This window comes from Streptomyces sp. NPDC006925, from assembly GCF_042869575.1.
In the GTDB taxonomy this organism is placed as follows: domain Bacteria; phylum Actinomycetota; class Actinomycetes; order Streptomycetales; family Streptomycetaceae; genus Streptomyces.
In genome coordinates this window covers 45,626-70,406 of sequence record NZ_JBIAGB010000032.1, presented here as the reverse complement: position 1 = coordinate 70,406, position 24,781 = coordinate 45,626, and the positions used below count along the sequence as shown (strand labels likewise).

21 protein-coding genes and 1 pseudogene are annotated in these 24,781 nt (G+C 73.3%); 11 read left to right on the top strand and 11 right to left on the bottom strand.

Going from position 1 to position 24,781, the window contains the following annotated elements; genetic code table 11:
* Positions 1-77 precede the first annotated feature (77 nt).
* A complete protein-coding gene (locus ACFYNS_RS29125; protein ID WP_360692585.1) occupies positions 78-875 on the top strand; it encodes a PH domain-containing protein in 798 nt (265 codons plus the stop codon).
* A gap of 81 nt (positions 876-956) precedes the next feature.
* Here the strand turns inward: ACFYNS_RS29125 and ACFYNS_RS29120 are convergent, their stop codons facing one another.
* From ACFYNS_RS29120 to ACFYNS_RS29105, 4 genes are all read right to left on the bottom strand, one after another.
* Positions 957-1,808 carry an arylamine N-acetyltransferase gene (locus tag ACFYNS_RS29120; protein WP_388605769.1) on the bottom strand — a complete coding sequence of 284 codons (852 nt, stop codon included), beginning with the start codon at positions 1,806-1,808 and terminating at the stop codon, positions 957-959.
* A 126-nt stretch (positions 1,809-1,934) separates the two neighbouring features.
* The gene (locus ACFYNS_RS29115) at positions 1,935-3,779 is read right to left on the bottom strand and encodes a phospho-sugar mutase (protein ID WP_360293341.1); all 1,845 of its coding nucleotides are present in this window, start codon (positions 3,777-3,779) and stop codon (positions 1,935-1,937) included.
* A 109-nt stretch (positions 3,780-3,888) separates the two neighbouring features.
* Positions 3,889-4,710, bottom strand: a complete 822-nt coding sequence (locus ACFYNS_RS29110; protein WP_360293338.1) for a purine-nucleoside phosphorylase — start codon at positions 4,708-4,710, stop codon at positions 3,889-3,891.
* A 144-nt stretch (positions 4,711-4,854) separates the two neighbouring features.
* Complete coding sequence (locus tag ACFYNS_RS29105) at positions 4,855-5,292, bottom strand: gamma-glutamylcyclotransferase (protein ID WP_360293336.1); 438 nt, start codon at positions 5,290-5,292, stop codon at positions 4,855-4,857.
* Between the two features lie 156 nt (positions 5,293-5,448).
* Here ACFYNS_RS29105 and ACFYNS_RS29100 point away from each other — a divergent pair, with 156 nt between their 5' ends.
* Both ACFYNS_RS29100 and ACFYNS_RS29095 read left to right on the top strand, forming a co-directional pair.
* On the top strand, positions 5,449-6,927 hold the full coding sequence (locus tag ACFYNS_RS29100; protein WP_388605766.1) for an NAD(P)H-quinone dehydrogenase: 1,479 nt from the start codon (positions 5,449-5,451) through the stop codon (positions 6,925-6,927).
* A gap of 180 nt (positions 6,928-7,107) precedes the next feature.
* On the top strand, positions 7,108-8,073 hold the full coding sequence (locus ACFYNS_RS29095; protein WP_388605765.1) for a DeoR/GlpR family DNA-binding transcription regulator: 966 nt from the start codon (positions 7,108-7,110) through the stop codon (positions 8,071-8,073).
* An 85-nt stretch (positions 8,074-8,158) separates the two neighbouring features.
* Here the strand turns inward: ACFYNS_RS29095 and ACFYNS_RS29090 are convergent, their stop codons facing one another.
* On the bottom strand, positions 8,159-9,943 hold the full coding sequence (locus ACFYNS_RS29090) for a biotin carboxylase N-terminal domain-containing protein (RefSeq protein WP_388605763.1): 1,785 nt from the start codon (positions 9,941-9,943) through the stop codon (positions 8,159-8,161).
* A gap of 445 nt (positions 9,944-10,388) precedes the next feature.
* On the opposite strand from ACFYNS_RS29090, the gene ACFYNS_RS29085 reads away from it, so the two are divergent.
* On the top strand, positions 10,389-10,841 hold the full coding sequence (locus ACFYNS_RS29085; protein ID WP_388605782.1) for a hypothetical protein: 453 nt from the start codon (positions 10,389-10,391) through the stop codon (positions 10,839-10,841).
* Here the strand turns inward: ACFYNS_RS29085 and ACFYNS_RS29080 are convergent.
* From ACFYNS_RS29080 to ACFYNS_RS29065, 4 genes are all read right to left on the bottom strand, one after another.
* Positions 10,816-11,439: a Maf family protein gene (locus ACFYNS_RS29080; RefSeq protein ID WP_388605762.1), complete on the bottom strand. Its 624-nt coding sequence runs from the start codon at positions 11,437-11,439 to the stop codon at positions 10,816-10,818. The genes ACFYNS_RS29085 and ACFYNS_RS29080 overlap by 26 nt on opposite strands.
* A gap of 90 nt (positions 11,440-11,529) precedes the next feature.
* Positions 11,530-11,667, bottom strand: coding sequence for a morphogenic membrane protein MmpB (mmpB, locus tag ACFYNS_RS29075; protein WP_360301671.1), 138 nt, complete (start codon positions 11,665-11,667; stop codon positions 11,530-11,532).
* Positions 11,668-11,761: 94 nt separating this feature from the next.
* A complete protein-coding gene (locus tag ACFYNS_RS29070; RefSeq protein WP_254693516.1) occupies positions 11,762-12,031 on the bottom strand; it encodes an acyl-CoA carboxylase epsilon subunit in 270 nt (89 codons plus the stop codon).
* 10 nt (positions 12,032-12,041) lie between these two features.
* Positions 12,042-13,646, bottom strand: a complete 1,605-nt coding sequence (locus tag ACFYNS_RS29065) for an acyl-CoA carboxylase subunit beta (RefSeq protein WP_360301674.1) — start codon at positions 13,644-13,646, stop codon at positions 12,042-12,044.
* Between the two features lie 158 nt (positions 13,647-13,804).
* On the opposite strand from ACFYNS_RS29065, the gene ACFYNS_RS29060 reads away from it, so the two are divergent.
* The 5 genes from ACFYNS_RS29060 (at position 13,805) to ACFYNS_RS29040 (ending at position 19,394) form a co-directional block, all read left to right on the top strand.
* Positions 13,805-14,653, top strand: a complete 849-nt coding sequence (locus tag ACFYNS_RS29060; RefSeq protein WP_388605759.1) for a biotin--[acetyl-CoA-carboxylase] ligase — start codon at positions 13,805-13,807, stop codon at positions 14,651-14,653.
* Between the two features lie 530 nt (positions 14,654-15,183).
* Positions 15,184-16,344 (top strand): adenylate/guanylate cyclase domain-containing protein, encoded by a 1,161-nt coding sequence (locus tag ACFYNS_RS29055; RefSeq protein ID WP_388605781.1) that lies wholly within the window; start codon positions 15,184-15,186, stop codon positions 16,342-16,344.
* Between the two features lie 130 nt (positions 16,345-16,474).
* The gene (locus ACFYNS_RS29050) at positions 16,475-16,981 is read left to right on the top strand and encodes a DinB family protein (RefSeq protein WP_388605757.1); all 507 of its coding nucleotides are present in this window, start codon (positions 16,475-16,477) and stop codon (positions 16,979-16,981) included.
* Between the two features lie 121 nt (positions 16,982-17,102).
* Complete coding sequence (locus ACFYNS_RS29045; protein WP_360301683.1) at positions 17,103-17,903, top strand: enoyl-CoA hydratase-related protein; 801 nt, start codon at positions 17,103-17,105, stop codon at positions 17,901-17,903.
* A 249-nt stretch (positions 17,904-18,152) separates the two neighbouring features.
* Entirely contained in the window at positions 18,153-19,394 is a 1,242-nt protein-coding gene (locus tag ACFYNS_RS29040) for a GGDEF domain-containing protein (protein WP_388605755.1), read from the top strand.
* Between the two features lie 71 nt (positions 19,395-19,465).
* Here ACFYNS_RS29040 and ACFYNS_RS29035 read toward each other — a convergent pair whose 3' ends face one another.
* Positions 19,466-20,350 carry an alpha/beta fold hydrolase gene (locus tag ACFYNS_RS29035; protein ID WP_388605753.1) on the bottom strand — a complete coding sequence of 295 codons (885 nt, stop codon included), beginning with the start codon at positions 20,348-20,350 and terminating at the stop codon, positions 19,466-19,468.
* 127 nt (positions 20,351-20,477) lie between these two features.
* Positions 20,478-21,050: pseudogene (locus ACFYNS_RS29030) on the bottom strand (TetR/AcrR family transcriptional regulator); the annotation flags it as partial.
* A gap of 148 nt (positions 21,051-21,198) precedes the next feature.
* On the opposite strand from ACFYNS_RS29030, the gene hutH reads away from it, so the two are divergent.
* On the top strand, positions 21,199-22,746 hold the full coding sequence (gene hutH / locus ACFYNS_RS29025) for a histidine ammonia-lyase (protein ID WP_388605779.1): 1,548 nt from the start codon (positions 21,199-21,201) through the stop codon (positions 22,744-22,746).
* A gap of 612 nt (positions 22,747-23,358) precedes the next feature.
* A complete protein-coding gene (locus ACFYNS_RS29020; RefSeq protein WP_388605751.1) occupies positions 23,359-24,606 on the top strand; it encodes an Ig-like domain-containing protein in 1,248 nt (415 codons plus the stop codon).
* Positions 24,607-24,781 lie beyond the last annotated feature (175 nt).

The following is a 24,781-nucleotide window of genomic DNA, read 5'->3' as shown; positions in this document are numbered from 1 at the left end:
GACTACGGCCCATCGGCTGCCTCTTCGATGCCGTACCGCAATGTCCGTCATGCGGACGGTCCGGCACAATCGTTCGCATGACGAGCGAGGACAGCGAGGGCACGGGCGAGGGCGAGGACCGCGGCGGCGCGACGGACGGCGACCGCGCGGCCGGGAGGGAACCCGGAAGCGCTCCCGGCTCCGGCGGGGAGACCGGTTCCGGAAGCGACAGCGGCTCCGGGAGCGGGACCGGGGGACAGGAGTTCCCCGACCGGGTGTACCGCTCGGCCGGTGGGATGGCGGGCGGCATCGTCCTGCTCGCCATCGGGCTGTGGCTCGCGACGGACGCGGTCCTCGGGGGCGAGGGCAGGACGCCGTGGCTGACGCTCGCCGCGATGCTGTGCGTCGTGCCGCTCGTCGTCGCCTTCACGCTGCGTCCCGCCGTGTTCGCGGGGGAGCGGCGGATGCGGGTGCGCAACCCGTTCCGCACCATCGAGGTGCCGTGGGGAGCCGTGGAGTCGCTGCGGGCCGGGTACTCCAGCGAGGTGCTGGCCGGAGGCGCGAAGTACCAGCTGTGGTCCATCCCCGTCTCGCTGCGGGCCCGCAAGAAGGCGACCCGGCACAACGAGCGGATCGGCTCGGGTCGGCCGCCCGCCACCGGGCCGGGCGGGCTGTTCGGCGGCCGCGGGATGCCGAACGTGGGTCCGGACACCTCGGAGCTGCGGGAGAAGCGGGCCGCCTCCGACCAGTCCGTCGACGAGCTCCGCGAGCTGGCCGAGACCCACGGCCGGAAGGAGGCGGCCCAGGGAGAGGTCGCCGTCCGGTGGTCCTTCGAGGTCATCGCCCCGGCGCTGGCGGGTGCCGTGCTGCTGGCCGTGCTGCTGGCGACGGGCTGACCCGACCGCGGGCACGGGAGAGCCGCACAGTCCCGCCGGCCCGCCGGGCGGCCGGTCAGCGCCGGGCGGCGCCCCGGGGCGCTACTCCTCCCGCCGCTGGACCCGCTTGATCAATGACCGCGCCTCCGCGGCGGACAGCTCCAGGCCGAAGGCGTCGGCCAGCAGCCCGGGCAGCTCGTGCGGATCCACGGTGCGCTTCGCGTCCGGCTCGCCGCCCGTCGCGGCGGTGGCCGCCGTGGTCGTCGTCCAGGTGAGGCCGTCGAGCTGGTCGGCGCGGTCGGCGCGGATGCGCTGGACGAAGGGGCGCCGGTTGAAGGGGGAGTGCGGGCCGGTGGCGATGTAGTGGTTGCCGACCTCGTTGTCCACCGGGTACTGCGGGGTCTCGGTGAAGGTGTGCCGCACCATCCAGCCGCCCCGGCCGTCGGGCTGGTGCAGCGCCCAGCCGTCCGCGCCCGGCGTGATCTCCGTACGGCGCAGCAGGAACGGCCGCCCCTCGATCGTCACCTCGTTGCCGTCCACCAGCTCGATGGGGGCGAGCGGGCTGGCGCCGAAGCCGACGTCGGCCAGCAGGCGTCGCCCGCCGACCTCGACCAGCAGCATGGCGTGCGTCGCCGGAAGGATCTTCTCCGCACCCATTTGCACCCGTCCGGCCAGCGCCGTGAAGCGGAACCCGAGCCGCTCCAGCGCCGCCGCGAAGAGGGTGATGTGCTCATAGCAGTAGCCGCCGCGGCCCCGGTGGACGAGCTTGTCCTGGACGTCGGCCAGGTCGAGGGAGACCGACCGGTGCAGGAAGCTGTCCAGGTTGTCCCAGCGCACGGAGAGCACATGCGCGCGGTGCAGTGCGCGCAGTGCGGCCTCGGTGGGGGCGCGTTCCCCGTCGTAGGTCAGCCGCGCGAGGTAGGCGTCGAGGTCGAGCTGTTCGCCGTGCCACATGGTCGTCGTCTCCCCGCTGCGGGCGATGTGCTCGGATGTCCCCGAGCCGGGGCGGTGCCCCTGTCCACGCAACCCGCGCGGCGGGGCGGCTGTTCCCCGCGACAGCCGCCCTGCCCTGCGGACGGTTCAGAACCCCGTGGCCTGCTTGAGATCGTCCTTGATCCGCTCCAGCACCCCGGCCGCGCGCTCCCGCGCCGCGCGGAGACCGGCGGCCCCGGCAGTCGTACCGGCTTCCGCACCGGCAGCCGTCCCGACCGGGACGACGACCTCCAGGTAGCACTTGAGCTTCGGCTCGGTACCGCTGGGCCGCACCACGACACGGCCCCCGGCGATCGGTCCCGCCGCGTCGCCGTCCGCGTCGGCGCCGTCGGCGCCTGCGTCCGCGCCGCCGAGCAGGTAGCGCAGCCCGTCCGTGGGCGGGAGCGCCGCGCTGCCCCGGTTCAGGTCCTCGGCCTGCGCGACGGCCAGCCCGCCGAGCGTGGTCGGCGGCTGGGCGCGCAGCCGCTCCATGGCGGAGGCGATCAGCGACAGGTCCGCCACCCGCACCGAGAGCTGGTCGGTGGCGTGCACGCCGTGCTCGACGTCGAGTTCGTCCAGCAGGTCCGACAGCGTGCGCCCGGCCTGCTTGAGCTCGGCGGCCAGCTCCGCGACGAGCAGCGCCGCGGTGATGCCGTCCTTGTCCCGGACGCCCTGCGGGTCGACGCAGTACCCCAGCGCCTCCTCGTAGCCGTAGCGCAGCCCCTCCACGCGGGCCAGCCATTTGAAGCCGGTCAGCGTCTCGGTGTACGGCAGCCCGGCCGACTCGGCGATCCGGGAGAGCAGCGAGGAGGAGACGATGGTCGTCGCGAGGGTCCCCGCGGCGCCCTTGCGGATCAGATGGGTGGCCAGCAGCGCGCCCACCTGGTCGCCGCGCAGCATCCGCCAGCCGCTTCCGGCCGCCGCGTCGCCGTCTCCGGCCGCCGCGTCCGGTACGGCCACGCCGCAGCGGTCCGCGTCCGGGTCGTTGGCGATGATCACGTCGGGGCGTTCGCCGTGCTCGGCCTCCCAGGCCCGGGCGGTCGCGTATGCGCGGTCCATCGCGCCCGGTTCCTCCGGGTTGGGGAACGCGACGGTGGAGAAGTCCGGGTCCGGTTCGGCCTGCTCGGGCACCGGGACGGGCCGCGGGAAGCCTGCCCGCTCGAAGGCGAGCTGCGCCGTCCGGTGGCCGACGCCGTGCAGGGCGGTGTGCACGACCCGTACCTCGCGGGCCGAGCCCTCGGTGAGCACGGCCCGGGTGCGGGCCAGGTAGGCGTCGTGCACCTCGTCGCCGAGCACCTGCCACCCCGACTCGGGGCGCGGCACGCCCGCGAGCGGGCCGACGGCCGCGATGGCGTCCGCGATCTCGCCGTCGGCGGGCGGCACGATCTGCAGACCGTCGTCCAGATAGACCTTGTAGCCGTTGTCCCGCGGCGGGTTGTGGCTGGCGGTGACCATGATCCCGGCGGCCGCGCCGAGCTGCCGCACGGCGAACGCCAGCACCGGGGTGGGCAGCGGCTCGGGCAGCGTCGCCGCGCGCAGTCCGGCGCCGGTCATCACGGCCGCGGTGTCCCGGGCGAAGTCGGCGCTCCGGTGGCGGGCGTCGTAGCCGATCACGACCAGCGGCGCGTCGCCCTCCGCCGCGTGCGGGAGGCGGGCGCGCAGATACGCGGCGATGCCGGCCGCGGCGCGGATGACGACGGCGCGGTTCATCCGCATCGGCCCCGCGCCGAGCTCACCGCGGAGTCCGGCGGTGCCGAACTGGAGGGTGCCGGCGAACCGGTCCCGCAGCTCGGCCAGGTCGCCGGCTCCGAGCAGCGCGGCGAGTTCCTCGCGGGTCTCCGGGTCCGGGTCCTCGGCCAGCCAGTCGCGGGCACGGGCGAGCAGCGCGTCGTCCGATCCGGGCGCGGGCGCGTCCGGTGCGGCTGTCGCGCCCTCCCGCAGGCTGTCGGTCATCTTCGTGGTCCTGCCTTTCACGGTGGGTCTGGGGAGCCCGGTGGGGCTGAGGGGCCCGTGGGGCCCGGGGAGAGCCGCCCCCGGGATGGTCCGGGGCGGCCCCGGGCCGTCAGAGCCGCTTGAGTACCTCGCCGAGCAGGGTGCCCATGCGCACCGCGGAGTCGCGGCCGGCCTGCAGGACCTCCTCGTGGTTGAGGGGCTCGCCCGTCATCCCGGCGGCGAGGTTGGTGACCAGGGAGACCCCGAGCACCTCGGCGCCCGCCTCGCGCGCGGCGATGGCCTCCAGGACGGTGGACATGCCCACCAGGTCGCCGCCGATGGTACGGACGTAGTTGATCTCCGCGGGGGTCTCGTAGTGCGGGCCGGGGAACTGGACGTAGACGCCCTCTTCCAGGCTCGGGTCGATCTCCTGGCAGAGCGCGCGCAGCCGCGGCGAGTACAGGTCGGTCAGGTCGACGAAGTTGGCGCCGACGATCGGCGAGGTGGCGGTGAGGTTGATGTGGTCGCTGATGAGGACCGGCTGGCCCGGGTGCATGCCCGGCCGCAGCCCGCCGCAGCCGTTGGTCAGGACGATGGTCTTGCAGCCCGCCGCCACGGCCGTGCGCACCCCGTGCGCGACGGCCGCGACACCGCGGCCCTCGTACGCGTGCGTACGGCCGAGGAAGACGAGCGCGCGCTTGTCGCCCACCCGGTGCGAGCGGATCTTGCCGGCGTGGCCCGCGGCGGTGGGCGGCGGGAACCCCGGCAGCTCGGTGATCGCGAGTTCGTGGTCGGCCACGCCGAGCGTGTCGGCGGCGGGGACCCAGCCCGAGCCCATGACGAGTGCCACGTCGTGGCTGTCCTCGCCGGTCAGGGCCCGCAGCCGGGCGGCGGCCTCCTCGGCGGAGCGGTAGGGGTCGTCGGCAGCGTGAGTAGTGGCAGATGCGTTCACGCGACGAGGGTAGCCCGTTATCGCCTACGCGCGTAGACGTGCGGCGCAACTCATCCGCAAGTCCGGACGAACGCACGGGCGACAGCAGGAGCGGGCGGGGCGCGTGTGGAGATTTCGTCGGCCCGCGACGCTAGCGCGCAGCCGCTAGCACGGCCGCTTGCGGAGCTCCATGACGTAGTCGTGCGGGGCCCCGGCGGACTCCGCGGCGTCGGCGATGTCCCCCAGGTAGCGGGCCGAGGGCAGACCGCCCTCGTAGCCGTTGAGGACGTAGCACCAGGCCGCCTCCTCGCCCTCCAGGGTGTGCACCCGCACCCGCATCCGCCGGTATATGTCCAGGCCGACGCCCTCCCAGCGGTCCATCGAGTCCTCGTCCATCGGTGCGATGTCGTACAGCGCGACGAAGGTCTGGGAGCGCGGTGCCTCCACGAGGGTGGCCAGCGCGCCGTCCCAGCCCATGTGCTCGCCTCCGAAAGTGAGCCGCCAGTCGGTGAGCCAGCCGGTGCCGCGGAGGGGGGAGTGCGGGGCGCGGCGGGCCATCAGGCGGGCGTCGAGGTTGCCGGCGTAGGCGGCGTAGAGCGACATCCCACGAGGGTAACGGGGGCCCTCACAGGACGGGCGTTTCCCGGGGCCGCGCCCGGTGGACCGGGCGGCGCGGGCGGAGCGCGGACCCGCCGCGGCGCCGGACCGGCGCGGAGGGGGAGCACCCCCGGCGGGTCCGGACCTGACGGGTGCGGGACAATGGAGCATGTGACTCGGATCGTGATCATCGGTGGTGGCCCTGGCGGATACGAAGCGGCCCTGGTGGCGGCGCAACTCGGCGCGGAAGTCTCCGTCGTCGACTGCGACGGCCTCGGGGGCGCGTCGGTGCTCACCGACTGCGTACCGTCCAAGACGCTGATCGCCACGGCCGAGGTGATGACCAACTTCGACTCCTCGTACGAGGAGCTGGGCATCCGGGTGGAGGACACCACCCACGACCCGGACGATCCGGCGCGCGTGGTCGGGGTCGACATCCGCAAGGTCAACCGGCGGGTCAAGCGGCTTGCGCTGGCCCAGTCGCACGACATCACGGCCTCGGTCACCCGGGCGGGCGGCCGGGTGGTGCGCGGCCGCGGCAGGCTGGAGCCCGGCCAGGCCACGGACGGCTCCCGCGTCGTGACGGTCACCGCGGCGGACGGCAGCCAGGAGCAGCTCACGGCGGACGCGGTGCTGATCGCCACCGGTGGCCACCCGCGGGAGATCCCGGACGCGCGCCCGGACGGCGAGCGCATCCTGAACTGGACGCAGCTCTACGACCTCCAGGAGCAGCCCGAGGAGCTGATCGTCATCGGCTCCGGTGTGACCGGGGCCGAGTTCGCGGGCGCCTACCAGGCGCTGGGCTCGCAGGTCACGCTGGTCTCCTCGCGGGACCGGGTGCTGCCGGGCGAGGACCCGGACGCGGCGGCGGTGCTGGAGGACGTCTTCCGGCGCCGCGGGATGAACGTGATGAGCCGCTCGCGTGCCGCATCGGCGCAGCGGGTGGCCGGGGCCGGCGGCCCGCCGAAGGCGGACGGCGACCGGGTCGAGGTCACGCTCCAGGACGGCCGGACGATCACCGGTACGCACTGCCTGGTGGCGGTCGGAGCCATCCCCAACACCTCGGACATGGGGCTGGAGGAGGCCGGGGTCCGGCTCAAGGACTCGGGGCACATCTGGACCGACAAGGTCTCGCGCACCTCGGCTCCCGGTGTCTACGCCGCGGGCGACTGCACCGGGGTCCTCGCACTCGCCTCCGTCGCGGCGATGCAGGGCCGGATCGCGATGTACCACTTCCTCGGCGACGCGGTGAACCCGCTCGATCTGCGGACGGTCTCCGCGAACGTCTTCACCGACCCGGAGATCGCGACGGTCGGCTACAGCCAGGCGGACGTCGACAAGGGGGCCATCGAGGCCCGCGTCGTCAAGCTTCCGCTGCTGCGCAACCCGCGGGCCAAGATGCAGGGCATCCGGGACGGTTTCGTGAAGCTGTTCTGCCGCCCCGGCACCGGCATCATCGTGGGCGGGGTGGTCGTCTCGCCGCGGGCCAGCGAGCTGATCCATCCGATCTCGATCGCGGTTGACAACAATCTGACCGTGGAGCAGATCGCCAACACGTTCACCGTGTATCCGTCGCTGACCGGCTCGATCGCCGAGGTCGCCCGCCAGTTGCACACGCGCAAGATGACCGAACTGCACTGAACCGGGGTGGAAGCGGGGTGGTTGTCGGGGCGCCGTAGTCCCGAACAGTCCGCTATACCACATTCGGGGACGCCGGACGGACAACTTCTGTTAATCGGCGGATAGCGCTGAAACCAGACGGTCGTTGGCGTTACTGTCAGTTTCGTGTTCGCTGCGGAACGTCGTCAATTGATCCTAGAAATGGTGCGAGCGAACGGAGCAGTCTCGCTCCGTGAGCTGGCCCGCGTAGTCCAGACCTCCGAGGTGACCGTGCGCCGTGACGTACGGGCGCTGGAGGCCGAAGGACTCCTCGACCGCCGTCACGGCGGAGCCGTGCTGCCGGGAGGCTTCACCCGGGAGTCCGGCTTCCCCCAGAAATCCCATCTGGCCACCGCGGAGAAGACGGCGATCGCCGATCTGGCCGCGGGACTCGTCTCGGAGGGCGAGGCCGTCGTCGTCGGAGCCGGTACGACGACGCAGGAGCTGGCGCGCCGGCTCGCGAGAGTGCCCGGCCTGACCGTGGTCACCAACTCGCTGCTGGTGGCCCAGGCGCTCGCGCACGCCAACCGGGTGGAGGTGGTGATGACCGGAGGCACCTTGCGCGGCTCCAACTACGCGCTGGTCGGCAGCGGTGCCGAGCAGTCCCTGCAGGGGCTGCGGGTCTCCCGGGCCTTCCTGTCCGGCAGTGGGCTGACCGCCGAGCGCGGGCTGTCCACCTCCAACATGCTCTCCGCGAGCGTGGACCGGGCCCTGGTGCAGGCGGCCGGGGAGGTGGTGGTGCTGGCCGACCACACCAAGCTGGGTGCCGACACGATGTTCCAGACGGTGCCCACCGATGTGATCACCCGGCTGGTGACGGACGAGCCCCCGCCGCACGACGACCGTGCGGAGACCGAACTGCAGGCCCTCGCCGACCGGGGCGTCCAGGTGGCCGTCGCCGGGACGCCGTCCGCCGGTCCGGAGCGGGGCCGCCCCGAGGTGCCGATGCCCACGCCCCGCAGGGCGGCGCCGCAGGGCGGAAACCACTCCGGCGGCCACCCCGGAAACCACAACCACCCGGGGCCGTCCGCGGGCGCGGCGGGCGGCCCACCCCCCGGCCATCTGCGGTCCGCACCGGCGGCCGCGGTGCCGCCTCGGGTGGCGGACATGGCACCCAGGCGCCGCTGACCGGCCGCCGCACATGACGCGCGCCCGCCGCCGGAGGCGTACCTCCGGCGGCGGGCGCGGCGTGCGGATCCGGGGCCGGTCCGGGTCAGTCCTTGATCTCGCAGATGACGCCGCCCGCGGTCACCGCGGCACCGATCTCCGCGTTGAGGTCCTTGACGGTACCGGCGCGGTGCGCGTTCAGCGGCTGCTCCATCTTCATCGCCTCCAGGACGATGATGAGCTCGCCCTCCTCGACCTGCTGGCCCTCCTCCACGGCCACCTTGACGATGGTGCCCTGCATGGGGGAGGCGAGCGCGTCGCCGGAGACGGCGGTGCCGGACTTCTTGCCGGCCTTGCGCCGCGGCTTGCGGGCACCGCCCTCGACCGCGGCCCGCGCCAGCGGCATGCCCAGCGAGGAGGGCAGGGAGACCTCCAGCCGCTTGCCGCCGACCTCGACGACGACGGTCTCGCGCCCCGCGGCGTCCTCCTCCTCGGCCTCGCCGGGGGCGGGCGCCGCGAACGGCTTGAGGTCGTTGACGAACTCCGTCTCGATCCACCGGGTGTGGACGTCGAACGGCTCACCCTCGCGGCCGCTCACCTCGGGCGCGAACGCCGCGTCCCGGACCACCGTGCGGTGGAAGGGCAGTGCGGTGGCCATGCCGGTGACCTCGAACTCGTCCAGCGCGCGGGCGGCGCGCTGGAGCGCCTGCTGCCGGGTGGCGCCGGAGACGATCAGCTTGGCGAGCAGCGAGTCCCACGCCGGGCCGATCACCGAGCCGGACTCGACGCCCGCGTCCAGCCGTACGCCGGGACCGCTGGGCGGCGCGAACGTGGTGACGGTGCCGGGCGCCGGAAGGAAGTTGCGGCCCGGGTCCTCGCCGTTGATCCGGAACTCGAAGGAGTGACCGCGCAGCGGCGGGTCGTCGTACCCCAGCTTCTCGCCGTCGGCGATCCGGAACATCTCGCGGACCAGGTCGATCCCGGTGACCTCCTCGGTGACCGGGTGCTCCACCTGGAGGCGGGTGTTGACCTCCAGGAAGGAGATCGTGCCGTCCTGGCCGACGAGGAACTCGCAGGTGCCCGCGCCCTCGTAGCCCGCCTCGCGGAGGATGGCCTTGGACGCGCGGTACAGCTCGGCGTTCTGCTCGTCCGTCAGATACGGGGCCGGGGCCTCCTCGACGAGCTTCTGGTGGCGGCGCTGGAGGGAGCAGTCGCGGGTGGAGACGACGACCACGTTGCCGTGCTTGTCGGCCAGGCACTGCGTCTCCACGTGCCGGGGCCGGTCCAGATAGCGCTCGACGAAGCACTCGCCGCGGCCGAAGGCGGCCACGGCCTCGCGGACCGCCGAGTCGTACAGCTCGGGGACCTCCTCCAGGGTGCGGGCGACCTTCAGGCCGCGCCCGCCGCCGCCGAAGGCGGCCTTGATGGCGATGGGCAGGCCGTGCTCCTCGGCGAAGGCGACGACCTCCTCCGCGCCGGAGACCGGGTCCTTGGTGCCGGCGACCAGCGGGGCGCCCGCGCGCTGCGCGATGTGCCGCGCGGCGACCTTGTCGCCCAGGTCGCGGATGGCCTGCGGGGGCGGGCCGATCCAGTTGAGGCCCGCGTCGAGCACCGCCTGCGCGAACTCGGCGTTCTCGGAGAGGAATCCGTAGCCGGGGTGGACGGCGTCGGCTCCCGAGTCGGCGGCCGCTTTCAGTACTTTGCCGACATCCAGATAGCTCGCCGCCGGGGTGTCACCGCCCAGGGCGAATGCCTCGTCGGCCACGCGGACGTGCAGCGCGTCCCGGTCCGGCTCGGCATAGACGGCGACGCTCGCGATTCCCGCATCCCGGCACGCGCGGGCGACGCGGACGGCGATTTCGCCGCGGTTGGCGATGAGCACCTTGCGCACGATGGCTCCCTCCTTGGAACAACCTGAGTTTAGGTACAGGCGACACCTGACGCCGAGCCGCCAAGGGGGGTGAGCTTGCCCACACGGAGTGTCACCCGTGGGTCGCGCAGAACCGGATCTCCCCTCGTTGTCCCACGGTACGCCGCATTCGGCGGTGGAATGTGCGCCTCGGGCATGTGGGCTAGCTCTCTGTCGGAGTCGTGCGCCTGAGCGCGTCGTCTTTGTGGGGTCCCTACGACTCGCAGACGGAATTTTTGCTTTGCGTCGATTCTCTTGCCCCGGCTTGTACCCGTGAGTAGCGTTCGCCCTGCCAAGAGCACGTACCTGGAGTAACACGCAGCGCGCAGCGGAACCGTGTCGGGCGGGACGGCCGTCAAGTGACCGTCGGCGCACCGAAGATGCAGGCGACGGAAGAGGTGGCGGAGTGGCAGGGCGCAGACGGGCAGTGGCCGCGGTGACCGCGTTGGTGCTCACGATGGAAGCAGCCGTGCTCGTGGGGCTGAATCTCTTCCTGGGCAAGGTCGCGGACGCCCAGCAGATGTCCCTGGCCGGTATCGAACCGCGCGCCATGACGATCTCAGCGGTGATCGGCGCCGTGCTGGTCGGCGGCTATGTGCTCGGCTGCGCGCTGATCCTCCTCCGTACGGCGCTACGTGACGCACCGCCGCGCGGCTTCTGGCGCATCGTGCTGATCAGTTGCGCGGTGGTGCACGGGGTGCTCGGCGCCTTCTGCGTCGGCCTCGTCGGCTGGCTGGCGTTCGTGCTGATGATGAGCGTCCTGGGCCTCATCGTCTGGTCGTTGACCTGGTACGGCGAGGCGATGGCCCAGCCGGCCGGACGGCCCGCCGAACACCCCGGCGACGGGCCCGGCGTCAGCGCGGAGCCCACAGGTCCGTGACGGCGACGCCCACCTCGCCCAGCAGCCTGCGCAGCGTGGGAAGGGAGAGCCCGAGCACGTTGCCGTGGTCGCCCTCGATACCGTCCACGAACGGCCCCGAGCGGCCGTCGAGCGTGAACGCGCCCGCCACGTGGAGCGGTTCGCCGCTGGCGACGTAGGCCGCGATCTCCGCGTCGGAGGGCTGCCCGAAGTGCACCGTCGTGGAGGTCGTCACCGAGCGGCGCGCGCCCTCCGCGGCCGCGCGGGTGTCCACGACGCAGTGCCCGGTGTGCAGCACCCCGGAGCGGCCGCGCATGTCCCGCCAGCGGGCCGTCGCCTCCGCCGCGTCGGTGGGCTTGCCCAGCGGCCGCCCGTCCAGTTCCAGCACCGAGTCGCAGCCGACGACCAGCGCCTCGGCTGCCTCGGCCCGCGCGGCGACCGCCGCGGCCTTGGCCTCGGCCAGCACCCGGGCCAGTTCGGAGGGCGTCGGCGCGTCGAGTGCGTCCTCGTCCACCCCGCTGACGACCACCTCGGGCGCCATCCCGGCCTGCCGCAGCAGCGCGAGACGGGCGGGAGAGGCGGAGGCCAGCACAAGACGCGGTGAGTTCATGCGGGCCATCGTAGGGAGTCGCCGCCCCGGGCACCGCGGGGGCGCCCGGGACGCCTGGGACACCCGAGGCGTATGGAATGTCTGGGACACCCCGGACGCCTAGGAGTACGTGACCGACAGCAGCAGCATCATCACCACCGCCGTGACCGCGAGCAGCACCCAGCCGAGGCGGTGCACCTTCTCCTGGGTCCTGCGGATGTCCGGCGGCGGCTCGTCTCGGGGATCGGACCACAGCATCCGCCCATGGTGGCCGCACCCCGGCGCCCGCGCCTGAGTACGCGTACTCAGGCGCGGGCGCACACGCGGCACGCCCGCGGGCGTGCGCGAGCGGTCAGCCGGCCCAGAAGGTGCGGCGCCAGGCCTCCGGACCCGGCGCCGGCGGCGGGCCGGGCACCGTACGGGCCGGGTCGGACCAGGCGCTGGGCGCCGCCCGCCGCGGCTCGTCGGCCGGTACGGCGCGGGCGCGCACCCGCACCACCGCCAGCGCCGCCGCCAGTTCCTCGGGAGTGGGGTTGCCCCGGACGACCCGGATGGACGGCTCGGCCCCGGCAGTGCCCTCGGCTGCGCCCCGCGGGGCGGTCTCGACGGACTCCGTCGTCATCGCACTCTCCTCACAGCGGGATGTTGCCGTGCTTCTTCGGCGGGAGCTGCTCCCGCTTGCTGCGCAGCGTGCGCAGACCGCGGGTGATGTGCCGGCGGGTCTCCGACGGGCGGATCACCGCGTCCACATAGCCGCGCTCGGCCGCCACGTACGGGTTGAGCAGCGCGTCCTCGTACTCCTGGGTGAGCTGGGCACGCAGCTCCTCGGTCTGCTCCGGGGTACCGGCGCCGGCCAGCTTCTTGCGGTGCAGGATGTTGACCGCGCCCTGCGCGCCCATCACCGCGATCTGCGCCGTCGGCCAGGCGAAGTTGAGGTCGGCGCCCAGGTGCTTGGACCCCATCACGTCGTAGGCGCCGCCGAACGCCTTCCGAGTGATCACCGTGATCAGCGGCACCGTCGCCTCCGCGTACGCGTAGATCAGCTTGGCGCCGCGCCGGATGATCCCGTCGTACTCCTGGTCCGTGCCGGGCAGGAAGCCGGGGACGTCCACGAAGGTGAGCACGGGGATGTTGAACGAGTCGCAGGTGCGCACGAAGCGCGCCGCCTTCTCGCTCGCGTCGATGTTGAGGCAGCCCGCGAACTGCAGCGGCTGGTTGGCGACCACCCCCACCGGGCGGCCCTCGACGCGGCCGAACCCGGTGACGATGTTCGGCGCGAACAGCGCCTGCGTCTCCAGGAACTCGTTGTCGTCCAGCACGTGCTCGACGACGGTGTGCATGTCGTAGGGCTGGTTCGCCGAGTCCGGGATCAGGGCGTCCAGCTCCCGGTCCTCCTCGGAGGTCTCCAGGTCCGCCTCCTCCGGATAGCCGGGCGGCTCGGAGAGGTTGTTGGAGGGCAGATAGGACAGCAGCGCCTTGACGTACTCGATGGCGTCCTTCTCGTCCCCCGCCATGTGGTGCGCCACACCCGAGGTCGCGTTGTGCGTGCGGGCGCCGCCCAGCTCCTCGAAGCCGACGTCCTCACCGGTGACCGTCTTGATCACGTCCGGCCCGGTGATGAACATGTGCGAGGTCTGGTCGACCATCACCGTGAAGTCCGTGATCGCGGGCGAGTAGACGGCGCCGCCCGCACACGGGCCCAGGACCAGGGAGATCTGCGGGATCACCCCGGAGGCGTGGGTGTTGCGGCGGAAGATCTCCGCGAACAGGCCGAGCGCCGCCACCCCCTCCTGGATGCGGGCGCCGCCGCCGTCGTTGATGCCCACGACCGGGCAGCCGGTCTTCAGCGCGAAGTCCATGACCTTCACGATCTTCTCGCCGTAGACCTCGCCGAGGGCACCGCCGAAGATGGTGAAGTCCTGCGAGAAGACGCACACGGGGCGGCCGTCGACGGTGCCGTAGCCGGTGACCACGCCGTCCCCGTACGGGCGGTTGTTCTCCAGCCCGAAGTTGGTCGAGCGGTGCCGAGCGAACTCGTCCAGCTCGGTGAACGACCCCTCGTCGAGCAGGAGTTCCACCCGCTCCCGGGCGGTCAGTTTCCCCTTGGCGTGCTGCTTCTCCACCGCACGCTCCGAGCCCGCGTGCACGGCCTCCGCCGTGCGCTGCTCGAAATCCGCGAGCTTGCCCGCGGTGGTGTGGATGTCGAGGTCGTCGATGTCGGGGCTGGGCGAGGACATCTCGGAGGGCTCCTTACCGTCGCGGGTTGGCTACCGACCCGTAGGCTATCGGCGACCTGCCCGTCACGGAGTGCGTCGTTGGCCACACTCGGGCCGCGTCCGACCCCGTTCGGCGGGTGGCGGGGGCCGGATCCGGCGTACGCCCATAACCTGGCCGCATGACGTCACACCGCTGGTCCGACCTCGACCGTCCCCCGCTCCGTCAGGCGGCCCTGCGCAGGGCACTGCTCGGCGGGGACTCCCTCTGGACCGACCTGGAGGTGGCCGAGTCGCTCGGCTCGACCAACACCGAGCTGGCGGCCCGCGCCCGCACGGGGAAGGCCGAGCCCGGCGCCGTCCTCGTCGCGGAGGAGCAGACCGCGGGCAAGGGCCGACTGGACCGCTCGTGGACGGCCCCGCCCCGCTCCGGCCTCTTCTTCTCGATGCTGCTGCGCCCCGAGCCCCCGGCGGAGCGCTGGGGCTGGCTCCCGCTGCTGGCCGGGGTGGCCGCGGCGGGCGCACTCGCCCGCGCGGCCGGTGTCGACACCGGCCTCAAGTGGCCCAACGACGTGCTGACGACCGGCCAGGGCGGCGAACGCAAGGTCGGCGGCATCCTGGCGGAACGAGTCGACTCCGACGCCGTCGTCCTCGGCATCGGGCTCAACGTCAGCCTCCGCGAGGACGAGCTGCCGGTCCCCACCGCCGGTTCGCTGGTGCTGGCCGGTGCTCAGGGCACCGATCGGGACCCGCTGCTGCGTGCGGTGCTGCGCGCGGTGGAGGACTGGTACGGCCGCTGGACGGCGGCGGACGGCGACCCGGCGGCCTCGGCCGTGCTGGACGCCTACGCGGAGGGCTGCGTGACGCTCGGCAGGACCGTGCGCGCGACGCTGCCCGGCGGGGGCGAGCTGGTGGGCGAGGCCGTCGCGGTGGACGGCGACGGCCGGCTGGTCATCGCCTCGGAACAGGGCGTACAGCATCCGGTCGCGGCCGGTGACATCGTCCATCTGCGCCCCGCGACCGGAGAGTGAGGTAGCGCACAACTGCCGTATGGTTGGGCAATCGGCGGTGACATCGAGTGCCACCCGGGAGCGGTGGCCGGACCGCCGGCAGATCGGGCAAGAGGGAACGGAAGGGCTGTGCGCAGGGACGACGCGAGGCCGCGACACCACGCCGCGGAGCGTGCGGGGAGCCCGCGGTGACCGTGGACGAACCGGGCGTGCCCGGGCGCGGAGCGGCGTCCGCCGGGTCCGCACCGGTGCCGGGTGCCACGGGCGCCGGAGCCGGGGACGGGACCGGCGCAGCGGACGGCGACCGCGGAACGCCGGACGCCGCCGATCCAGCGGACGCCGCGGCGGGGCCGCCCGGCGATCCCGCGGACGGTGGCCCGGCGGACGGCGACCCCGGTGCTTCGGGTGCTTCGGGTGCTTCGGGCGGTTCCGGCGGTTCCGCGGGGGCACCGCCTGCCGGGGGCGCCGACGCGTCCGCGGCCGGAGCGCGATCTGCTGCCGGAGCCGCATCCGCCGGAGCCGCATCCGCCGCCGGAGCCGGTCCGGCTCCGCTGGGCGACGCGGCCCCGCCCGCCGGGGGTGCCTCCGCAGGGGGCGGCTCCGCCGGGTCCGCGGGTGCCGGTGCCGGGTCGTCCGCCGGAGACGGTCCGGCGGGCCCCTTCGCCGAGGGCGCGGGGGACCCGGACGACGAGCCCGACCCCAGCGCGCTGCGCATCGAGGAGCTCATCCTCGGGTCCGAGCGGCAGTACACGCCCTTCCAGGCCGCCCGTGCCGCGGGGGTCTCCATGGAGCTGGCCTCCCGGTTCTGGCGGGCGATGGGCTTCGCCGACGTCGGCCAGGCCCGGGCGCTGACCGAGGCCGACGTGCTGGCACTGCGGCGGCTGTCCGGCCTGGTCGAGGCGGGGCTGCTGAGCGAGACGATGGCGGTGCAGGTGGCCCGCTCCACCGGGCAGACCACGGCACGGCTCGCGGACTGGCAGATCGACTCGTTCCTGATGGGGCTGACCGAGCCGCCCGAGCCCGGGATGACCCGCAACGAGGTCACCTTCCCGCTGGTGCAGCTCCTCCTGCCCGAGCTGGAGGAGTTCCTGGTCTACGTGTGGCGGCGGCAGTTGGCCGCCGCCACCGGCCGGGTCGTCCAGGCGCAGGACGACGAGGAGATGGTCAACCGGCGGCAGGCCATCGGCTTCGCCGACCTGGTGGGCTTCACCCGGTTGACCCGCCGGCTGGAGGACGAGGAACTGGGCGAGCTGGTGGAAGCCTTCGAGACCACCTCGGCCGACCTGGTCGCCGCGCACGGCGGGCGGCTCATCAAGGCGCTGGGCGACGAGATCCTCTACGTCGCCGAGGACTCCGGCACGGCGGCGGAGATCGGGCTGCGGCTGATCGAGACGATGGCCAACGACGCGACGATGCCGGAGCTGCGGGTCGGTATCGCCTTCGGGACGATGACGACCCGGATGGGCGATGTCTTCGGCAACACGGTCAACCTCGCCAGTCGGCTGACCTCGATAGCGCCCAAGGACACGGTGCTGGTGGACGGTGCGCTGCGGGCCGAACTGACCGCCTCGGGTGCCGCGCCGGAGTCGGAGAAGGAGAGCGAGGACCTGTCCGGGTACCGGTTCGCGCTCCAGCCGCTCTACCAGCGTCCGGTGCGCGGGCTGGGCGTCGTGGAGCCCTGGCTGCTGCGGCGCCGCGGCACCGGGGGCTAGGGCCTGCCCGGTGGGTCATGCCGGGCGGGCACCGGCGCTGAATCCCTGTAGCAGGGAGCTGGGTGGAGCCGGTCGGGTCCGCCGGTAAATATCTCGACATCGTTCGCGGTGATCGGGGACGCTTCGCGCGATGAGCAGAATTGACGACACGCCGCCCGCGTGGGACGAGCGCTCCCAGCTCACCGCGTTTCTCGACTACGCACGTGCCACCGCCCGCGCCAAGTGCGACGGCGTCTCGGCGGAGAACGCCCGCAGGGCACTCCTGCCGGGGTCGCCGCTGATGACCATGAGCGGAGTGATCAACCACCTTCGCTGGGTCGAGTACCACTGGTTCCAGGTGGTCTTCCTCGGCGAGGAGGACCGGGGTCCCTGGACCGAGGAGGACCCCGACCGCGAGATGCGTGTCGCCGTCGACTTCCCGCTCGCCCAGTTGCTCGACGAGTACGCTGAACAGAGCGCCCACTACCGCGAACTGGTCGCCGGGAACGGCCTGGACGAGCAGGCGCGGCGAGCCGTGCGCGACGGCCTCCATGTCGACCTGCGCTGGATCCTCCTCCACCTCACCGAGGAGACGGCCCGCCACAACGGCCACTTGGACATCCTGCGCGAGATGCTCGACGGCATGACCGGCGACTAGGACGTGTCCGGCCGGTCATGCGACTACTCCGTGCCCGGGGCACTGATATCGGGGGACGCAGCCGGCGGGTGCCGCGCCGGACGTTGACGGGCGGAAGTTAGCGACCGTTATCGTGGCGGCCATGGATCTCAGCGAGCAGGCGTTCGGGGAGTGGGTGCGGGTCCGCAAGGACGGGCACGTCGCGGAGCTGGTGATGGACCGGAGAGGGGCCATGAACGCCGTGTCGACGGCGTTCGCGGGCGCCCTGGCCGACGCGTGCGCCGCGCTCGCGCGGGACGGCGAGGTGCGGGCCACCGTACTGACCTCCACGCACGAGCGCGCGTTCTGCGTCGGAGCCGACCTCAAGGAGCGCAACTCCTTCAGCGACGCGGAACTGGCGGCCCAGCGTCCGCACGCCCGGGCCGCCTACACCGGGGTGCTGGAGCTGCCGATGCCGACGATCGCCGCCGTGCACGGCTACGCGCTGGGCGGCGGGTACGAACTGGCGCTGGCCTGCGACCTGATCGTGGCCGACCCCACCGCGGTGCTGGGCCTGCCCGAGGTGTCGGTCGGTGTCGTACCGGGCGGCGGCGGCACCCAACTGCTGCCGCGCCGGGTGGGTGCGGCCCGGGCCGCCGAGCTGATCTTCACCGCGCGCCGGGTGGCCGCCGAGGAGGCGCGGGCGCTCGGCATGGTCGACCTGCTCGCCGAGTCGGGTGAGGACCGGGCCGAGGCGCTGACGCTCGCGGCCCGCATCGCGGCCAACTCGCCGGTCGGGCTGCGTGCCGCCAAGCGGGCGCTGCGCACCGGATGGGGGATGGACCTGCGGGCGGGGCTGGAGGTGGAGGAGGCCGCCTGGCGCACGGTCGCCTTCTCCGGTGACCGGGCAGAGGGTGTCGCGGCGTTCAACGAGAAGCGCAAGCCGGACTGGCCCGGGGTCTGACCCCGCGGGCCGCTTCGGCCGGCCCCTTCGACGGGGGGCTGCGGCGGCCCGGCGCGGTGCGGCCCGGTGCGGCGCGGTACGGCGGCCGGTGTGCGCCCGGTGTGCGACGTGGTGTGCGGCGGAGGGGTGGCGGTTCCCGGGTGCGGGAGGGCGCGGTTTCCCGGCGGGGCGCGGGGATTTCTTCGTAGAGTGAGGCTCTGCGTAATGATCCGCGCGGCAGAACAGGGCGAAGCCTCCTAATCTTGGCGTATGGGTCGAACAGCGGAGGACGCGGACGCGCGGCTCGATGCCGTCGTCGTGCTGTCCCAGGCCATGGCGGCGGCCCAGACCTCGGCACCCGCCGCGGCCCGCCCGCACCCGCACCCCGCGGAGGACCCCGAGTCCGCCGCCGCCCGCTCCCACCGGGACATAGCGCACGCGGCGGCCGAAGGGGCCCGCGCGGCGATGGGCGGCGCGTTCGCCGCCGTGTCCGTCTGGGAGCCCGCCGGCGGCCGGCTGCGGGTGCTGGCCAACGTGGGGGAGCGGGCGGCGGAGGAGGCCGAGTTCCCCGCCGACGAGTCCTACCCGGTGCACGACTTCCCGCAGCTCGCCGAGCTGCTCCACGAGTGGTGGGCGGGCGGCGGCCGACCGCAGGCGTGGGTGGTGGGCGACGGCCCGGAGGCGGCGGGCGGCGCCGGGCACCCGGCCGCGTACAGCTACCGGCAGGTGGCGGCGCGGCGCCGCAGGGGCCGCGGCTCCTGCGTGATCGCACCGATCGTGCTGGGCGGCCGGGCCTGGGGAGAGCTGTATGTGGCACGGCCCGCCGGAGCACCCGCCTTCACCCGCGCCGACGCCGACTTCGCCGCGGTGCTCGCGGCCCTCATAGCCTCGGGCATCGCGCAGAACGAGCAGCTGGAGGAGGTCCGCAGGCTCGCCTACACCGACCCCCTCACCGGGCTCGCCAACCGGCGCGCCGTCGAGACCCGGCTGGACGAGGCGATCGCGCTCCACCGCGATCTGGGCACCGTCGTCAGCCTCGTCGTCTGCGACATCAACGGGCTCAAGGGCGTCAACGACGCCCAGGGCCACGAGGCGGGCGACCGGCTGCTGGAACGGTTCGCCGCCGTGCTGTCCGCGGCGGCGGCCGCCCTGCCCGGCGCACTGGCCGGCAGGTTGGGCGGCGACGAGTTCTGCCTGCTGGCCGTGGGCCCCGCCGCCGACGAGGTGGTCGACGCCGTCGGCGAACTGTGCCGGAGCGCCGCCGCGCTGGAGCTGGGGGAGGGGGTGGCCTGCGGAATCGCGTCGACCGGCGACCCGGTGGGCGCCGTGCGCTCCGCACACCGCCTCTTCCGGCTGGCGGACGCCGCCCAGTACCGCGCCAAGGCGCTCCGCTCCGGCGAGCCGGTCGTCGCAGGCCGGGAGGGCGGGCCCGACGACCCCACGGTCCGGCTGGCCGCCACCCCCGACCCGCTGCCGCCCGCCCCCGAGCGCCGCCGCTTCCGCCGCAGCTGAGCTTCGGCGCCGGGCTCCGCCGCGCTGGGTCCCGTGCGCCGAGCCCCGCGGCCGGTCGCGCGGCGCCGCTGTCAGCGGTCGGTCTCCGGCACGGGGTCCGTCTCCCGCAGGGTGGCGTGCAGCGCGCGGGCGAACGCCGCCGGGTGCTCGACGCCGCCGAGATGGCCGCCGGGGAACTCCCGGCACCGCGCCCCCACCGTGGCGGCCAGCTCGGTGGCGAGGGTGTGCGGGAGCTGCCCGCGGGAGGCCCGGCCGACCCCGACGACCAGCCGGTCCGAGGCAGCCCGGAGCCGGGCGAGGTCCGGGCCGTGGTGGGTGAAGGGCTTCAGCACGTGCTGCAGGAAGTGGCCGCTGCTCGCCTCGACGGCGGCCCGCAGCCCTTCCGGTATCGGTTCCGGCGCCCCCTCGTCCTCGCCCGGGTCGAGCGGCTTGGCCTCGCCCATCGCCGCACCCATCCGCGCGTAGCCCGCCCCGATGCCCTCGCGCGCGGCGACCTCGCTGATCTGCGCGAACGCCTCCAGTGCCGGTCCGGGGTCGGCCGACACCCGGGCCAGCGGCGGCTCGTGCGCGACCGCGAGCCGCACCCGGTCGGGGTGCAGCGTCAGCAGTTCCACAGCGGTGATGCCGCCGGAACTGGTGCCGAACACGTAGCAGGGCTCGTCGGGGGAGAGCAGGTCGAGCAGCCGTCCGGCGTCGGCGGCGTGCACCGCCACGCGCTGCTCCTCACCGGGGGCGTCCAGCGGGCTGCCGCTGATCCCGCGTGGTGCGTAGCTCGCCACGGTGAAGTGGGCGGCGAGGGCGGGGGCCACTCCGTGGAAGACGTCCGCGTTCCCGGCGCCGCCCGGTATGAGCAGCAGCAGCGGTCCCGCGCCGCGCACCTCGTAGCCGAGGGTGGCGCCCGGGACGGGCAGGGAGCCGGAACGGGGCTCGGCGGCTTCGGCGGATCGGTCAGTCACCGGTCTTCTCCTCTTCTCGGGTGTCCTCGATGTGTTCGGCCCCGTGCCCGGCGTCTTCGGCCGCGCATCCGACGGCCTGGTCCGGGTCCTGGTCCGGGTGCGGGTCGCGGGTGCTCAGCGGCTCCGGCTGCGTGGTCCGCGGCCAGTTCTCCAGCAGGAAGTGCAGCGCTTCCAGGGAGCGGCGCCAGGAGTCGTCGAGGCGCCGGGGGTGGCTGAACCCGGTGCGGGTCTCCAGGTCCGCGTAGCCGTGGAAGGTGCTGCGCAGCAGCCGTCCGGCATCGGTCAGATCCGGTTCCCGGAGGCCGTAGGCGCGCAGCATGCCGTAGGTCAGTTCGACGCTGCGGCGGTGGCCGACGGACTCGGCGGCGACGGCGGGGTCGACCTGGAGCTGTCCGGCGGCGTAGCGGCCGGGGTGTTCGAGGGCGTAGCCGCGGAAGGCGTCGGCGAAGGCGATGAGCGCGTCCTTGCCCGCGCGCCCGGCGACCGCCGCTCCGATCCGGTCGGTCATCTCGCGGGCCGCCAGGACGCACAGCCGGGTGCGCAGGTCGGCGAGGTTGCGGACGTGGGAGTAGAGGCTGGCGTCCTTGACGCCGAACCCGCGGGCCAGCGCGGACAGCGTGACGTTGTCCAGGCCCACCTCGTCCGCCAGTTCGGCTGCCGCCTGGACGATCCGGTCCACGGTCAGACCTGCGCGCACCATGCGCTCACCATCCTCTCCGGCGTCGGCCGCGTACGGTCCGCAGTCTAAACCTAGAGGGTCTAGGCGGAAACCTAGTTTTCCTAGCTCGGGTTCGCTCGACGCCTCGTGACAGATGGCAATTCACTTACTAGGGTTCGTGAATATGAATATGCACACTGTGGTCGTCGGGAGCTCGGGCACCAGCCCCGAGGAGGTCGTCGCCGTGGCCCGGGACGGTGCCCGCGTCGAGCTGGCCGAAGAGGCCCGCGAGGCGCTGCGCACGGCTCGCCGCTTCATCGACGACCTCGCCGCCAAGCCCGACCCGGTCTACGGCGTCTCCACCGGCTTCGGCGCCCTCGCCGTCCGCCACATCGGCCCGGACCTGCGTGCCCAGCTCCAGCGCAACATCGTCCGCTCGCACGCCGCGGGAATGGGACCGCGGGTGGAGCGCGAGGTGGTGCGCGCGCTGATGTTCCTGCGGCTGAAGACCCTCGCCTCCGGCCGCACCGGGGTACGCGCCGAGGTGGCCCAGGCCATGGCCGACCTGCTCAACGCCGGCATCACACCGCTGGTGCACGAGTACGGCTCGCTCGGCTGCTCCGGCGACCTCGCCCCGCTCTCGCACTGCGCCCTCACGCTGATGGGCGAGGGCGAGGCGGAAGGCCCCGACGGCGTGCTGCGCCCGGCCGCCGAGCTGCTCGCCGAGCACGGCCTCACCCCCGTGGAGCTGCGCGAGAAGGAGGGGCTGGCCCTCCTCAACGGCACCGACGGGATGCTCGGCATGCTGCTGATGGCGTGCGCCGACCTCGCGCGGCTGTTCAGCTCGGCCGATGTCGCGGCGGCGCTGTCGCTGGAGGCGCTGCTGGGGACCGACCGGGTGCTCGCCCCCGAGCTGCACGCCGTCCGGCCGCACCCGGGGCAGGCCGCCAGCGCGGCCAACATGCTCAAGGTGCTGGAGGGGTCGGGGCTCACCGGTCACCACCAGGACGACGCGCCGCGGGTGCAGGACGCCTACTCGGTGCGCTGTGCGCCGCAGGTCGCCGGAGCGGGCCGGGACACGCTCGCGCACGCCCGTACGGTCGCCGAGCGGGAGCTGGCCTCCTCCGTGGACAACCCCGTGGTGCTGCCCGACGGGCGGGTCGAGTCCAACGGGAACTTCCACGGAGCCCCGGTCGCCTACGTCCTCGACTTCCTCGCCGTCGCCGTCGCGGACCTCGCCTCGATCGCCGAGCGCCGCACCGACCGGCTGCTGGACAAGAACCGCTCCCACGGGCTGCCGCCGTTCCTGGCCCATGACGCGGGTGTGGACTCCGGGCTGATGATCGCCCAGTACACGCAGGCCGCGCTGGTCAGCGAGCTGAAGCGGCTGGCGGTGCCCGCCTCGGTCGACTCCATCCCGTCCTCCGCGATGCAGGAGGACCATGTGTCGATGGGCTGGTCGGCGGCCCGGAAGCTGCGCACGGCGGTGGCCGGACTCGCCCGGGTGATCGGCGTGGAGGTGTACGCGGCGGCCCGGGCGGTCGAGCTGCGTTCCGGGACGGCCGGGCTGGCACCCGGGGAGGCGGCGCGGGCCGTGATCGCGGGGCTGCGCGAGGCCGGGGCCGGGGGGCCGGGCGGGGACCGCTACCTCGCGCCGGACCTGGCAGCCGCCGAGGACTTCGTCCGCTCCGGCGCGCTCCTGGACGCGATCCGGCCGGTCACCGGGCCGCTCGCCTAGCTGCGCCCGTACGGACCGTGCCGGGCTCGGGCGGGCGGGGGCGGCGGGATCCGGTCACCGGGGCCGACGCGGCGGCGGGGCGACATGGCGTCGCCCGCGGTGGCCGGCTGGTCACTCCGCCGCCGCGCCTCCGGCATGTTCCAACCGCGTCACAGAGTTGCTGTGATGGGTGGGATGTTCAGGTTTTTCGGGGGTAGCGTTGGCGGTGGGTACGAACCCGAGAGCGAGCAGGACTCCGCCGGCCGCCGCGGCAGTGGCCAGAGGGCGGCGGTGGACTGACAGCTTCGAGGGTCCGGCCTCGGACACGAACGCCCTCCTGGGTGCGTGGGTACGGCGTACGGCTTGGGGGCCAGTGGTGAACTGGCCGTACGCGGGCCGATGTTACTGAGAAGCGGAGGCAAGGGGGAAGTCATACTTCCGCTTTTCCTGGGAACCAGGAGAGGTCACATACCAGGCGGACAGGTGTCCTGGACCACAGTTTGACAGAAAGTGGAACCGGTCATAGTCCCCGGTGCGTTCTTGTGCAAAGAGCTGGAGCGCACATGTCCGATTTCGGGCGCTGTGGGGGCTACGCAGCTTTTTTACCGGGGAGACATGGGGTTCCGAAGGCAGATGGAGAAGCCAGTGATGACGGGTGGGAAGCACCGCAGGGGTCTCGCGGTCACGGCCGCGCTGCTCGGTGGGGTGCTCACGCTGAGCGCCTGCGGCGGTGGTGACGACGGCGACGACACCGAGAAGTCGGCCACCAAGAACGACATATCCGCCGAGAAGGACAGCTCGTCCGCCCGAATAAAGATCTCCGCCAAGGACGGTGCCGACAACGCCAGCATCAACACCGGCGGCAACGTCACCGTCACCGGCGGCAAGCTCACCAAGGTGAGCCTGAAGGCGGTCCAGAGCGGCGCCACCATAGAGGGCAGCCTCGGCTCCGACGGCAAGAGCTGGAAGCCCGGCAAGCAGCTGGAGCGGGCCACCAAGTACGAGATCAGCGCCACGGCCAAGGACGGCGAGGGCCGCAAGGCCGTCGAGAACCGCACCTTCACCACCGTCGCACCCGAGCACAGCTTCATCGGCACCTACGCCGGTGAGGACGGCTCCACGGTCGGGGTCGGCATGCCGGTCTCCATCACCTTCGACAAGCAGATCCAGAACAAGAAGGCCGTCCAGTCCGCGATCAAGGTCAGCTCCAGCAGCGGCCAGGAGGTCGTCGGCCACTGGTTCGGCAACGACCGCCTCGACTTCCGGCCCGAGGACTACTGGCAGCCCAACACCAAGGTCACCCTCGACCTCGGCCTCGACGGGGTGAAGGCGGGTAACGGCAACGTCGGCGTCCAGGACAAGAAGGTCACCTTCAACATCGGGCGCAAGCAGGTCAGCACGGTCGATGTGAAGTCCTACAAGATGAAGGTCGAGCGCGACGGCAAGGTCGTCAAGACCATCCCGATCTCGGCCGGCAGCGCGAAGAACCCCACGTACAACGGACAGATGGTGATCTCCGAGAAGCACAAGGAGACCCGGATGGACGGCAACACCGTCGGGTTCGGCCGCAAGGGCGCCGAGGGCTACGACATCCCGGACGTGCCGCACGCCATGCGGCTGTCCAACTCGGGCACCTTCATCCACGGCAACTACTGGGGCGCGCCCTTCGGCTCCGGCAACACCAGCCACGGCTGCGTCGGCCTCAAGGACACCCGCGGCGCGGGCAGCACCTCGACCGACGCCGGCTGGTTCTACGAGAACTCGATGATCGGCGACGTCGTCGTGGTCGAGGGCTCCCCGGACAAGACGATCCAGCCCGACAACGGCCTCAACGGCTGGAACATGAGCTGGTCGGAGTGGAAGGCCGGATCCGCGGCCTGATCCGCCGGCACCTCCTCGACATGGCTGCGGGCCCCGCGTACGCGGGGCCCGCAGCCATGTGCGGGCCGCCCTTACCTGCCGGGTCATCGCCTCCGGGCCCGCGCGTGGCGACACTGGTCGCGCCGCACAGCGCGCCGCACCAGACCGCCACTCGACCCACGGAGGCCCGCATGGC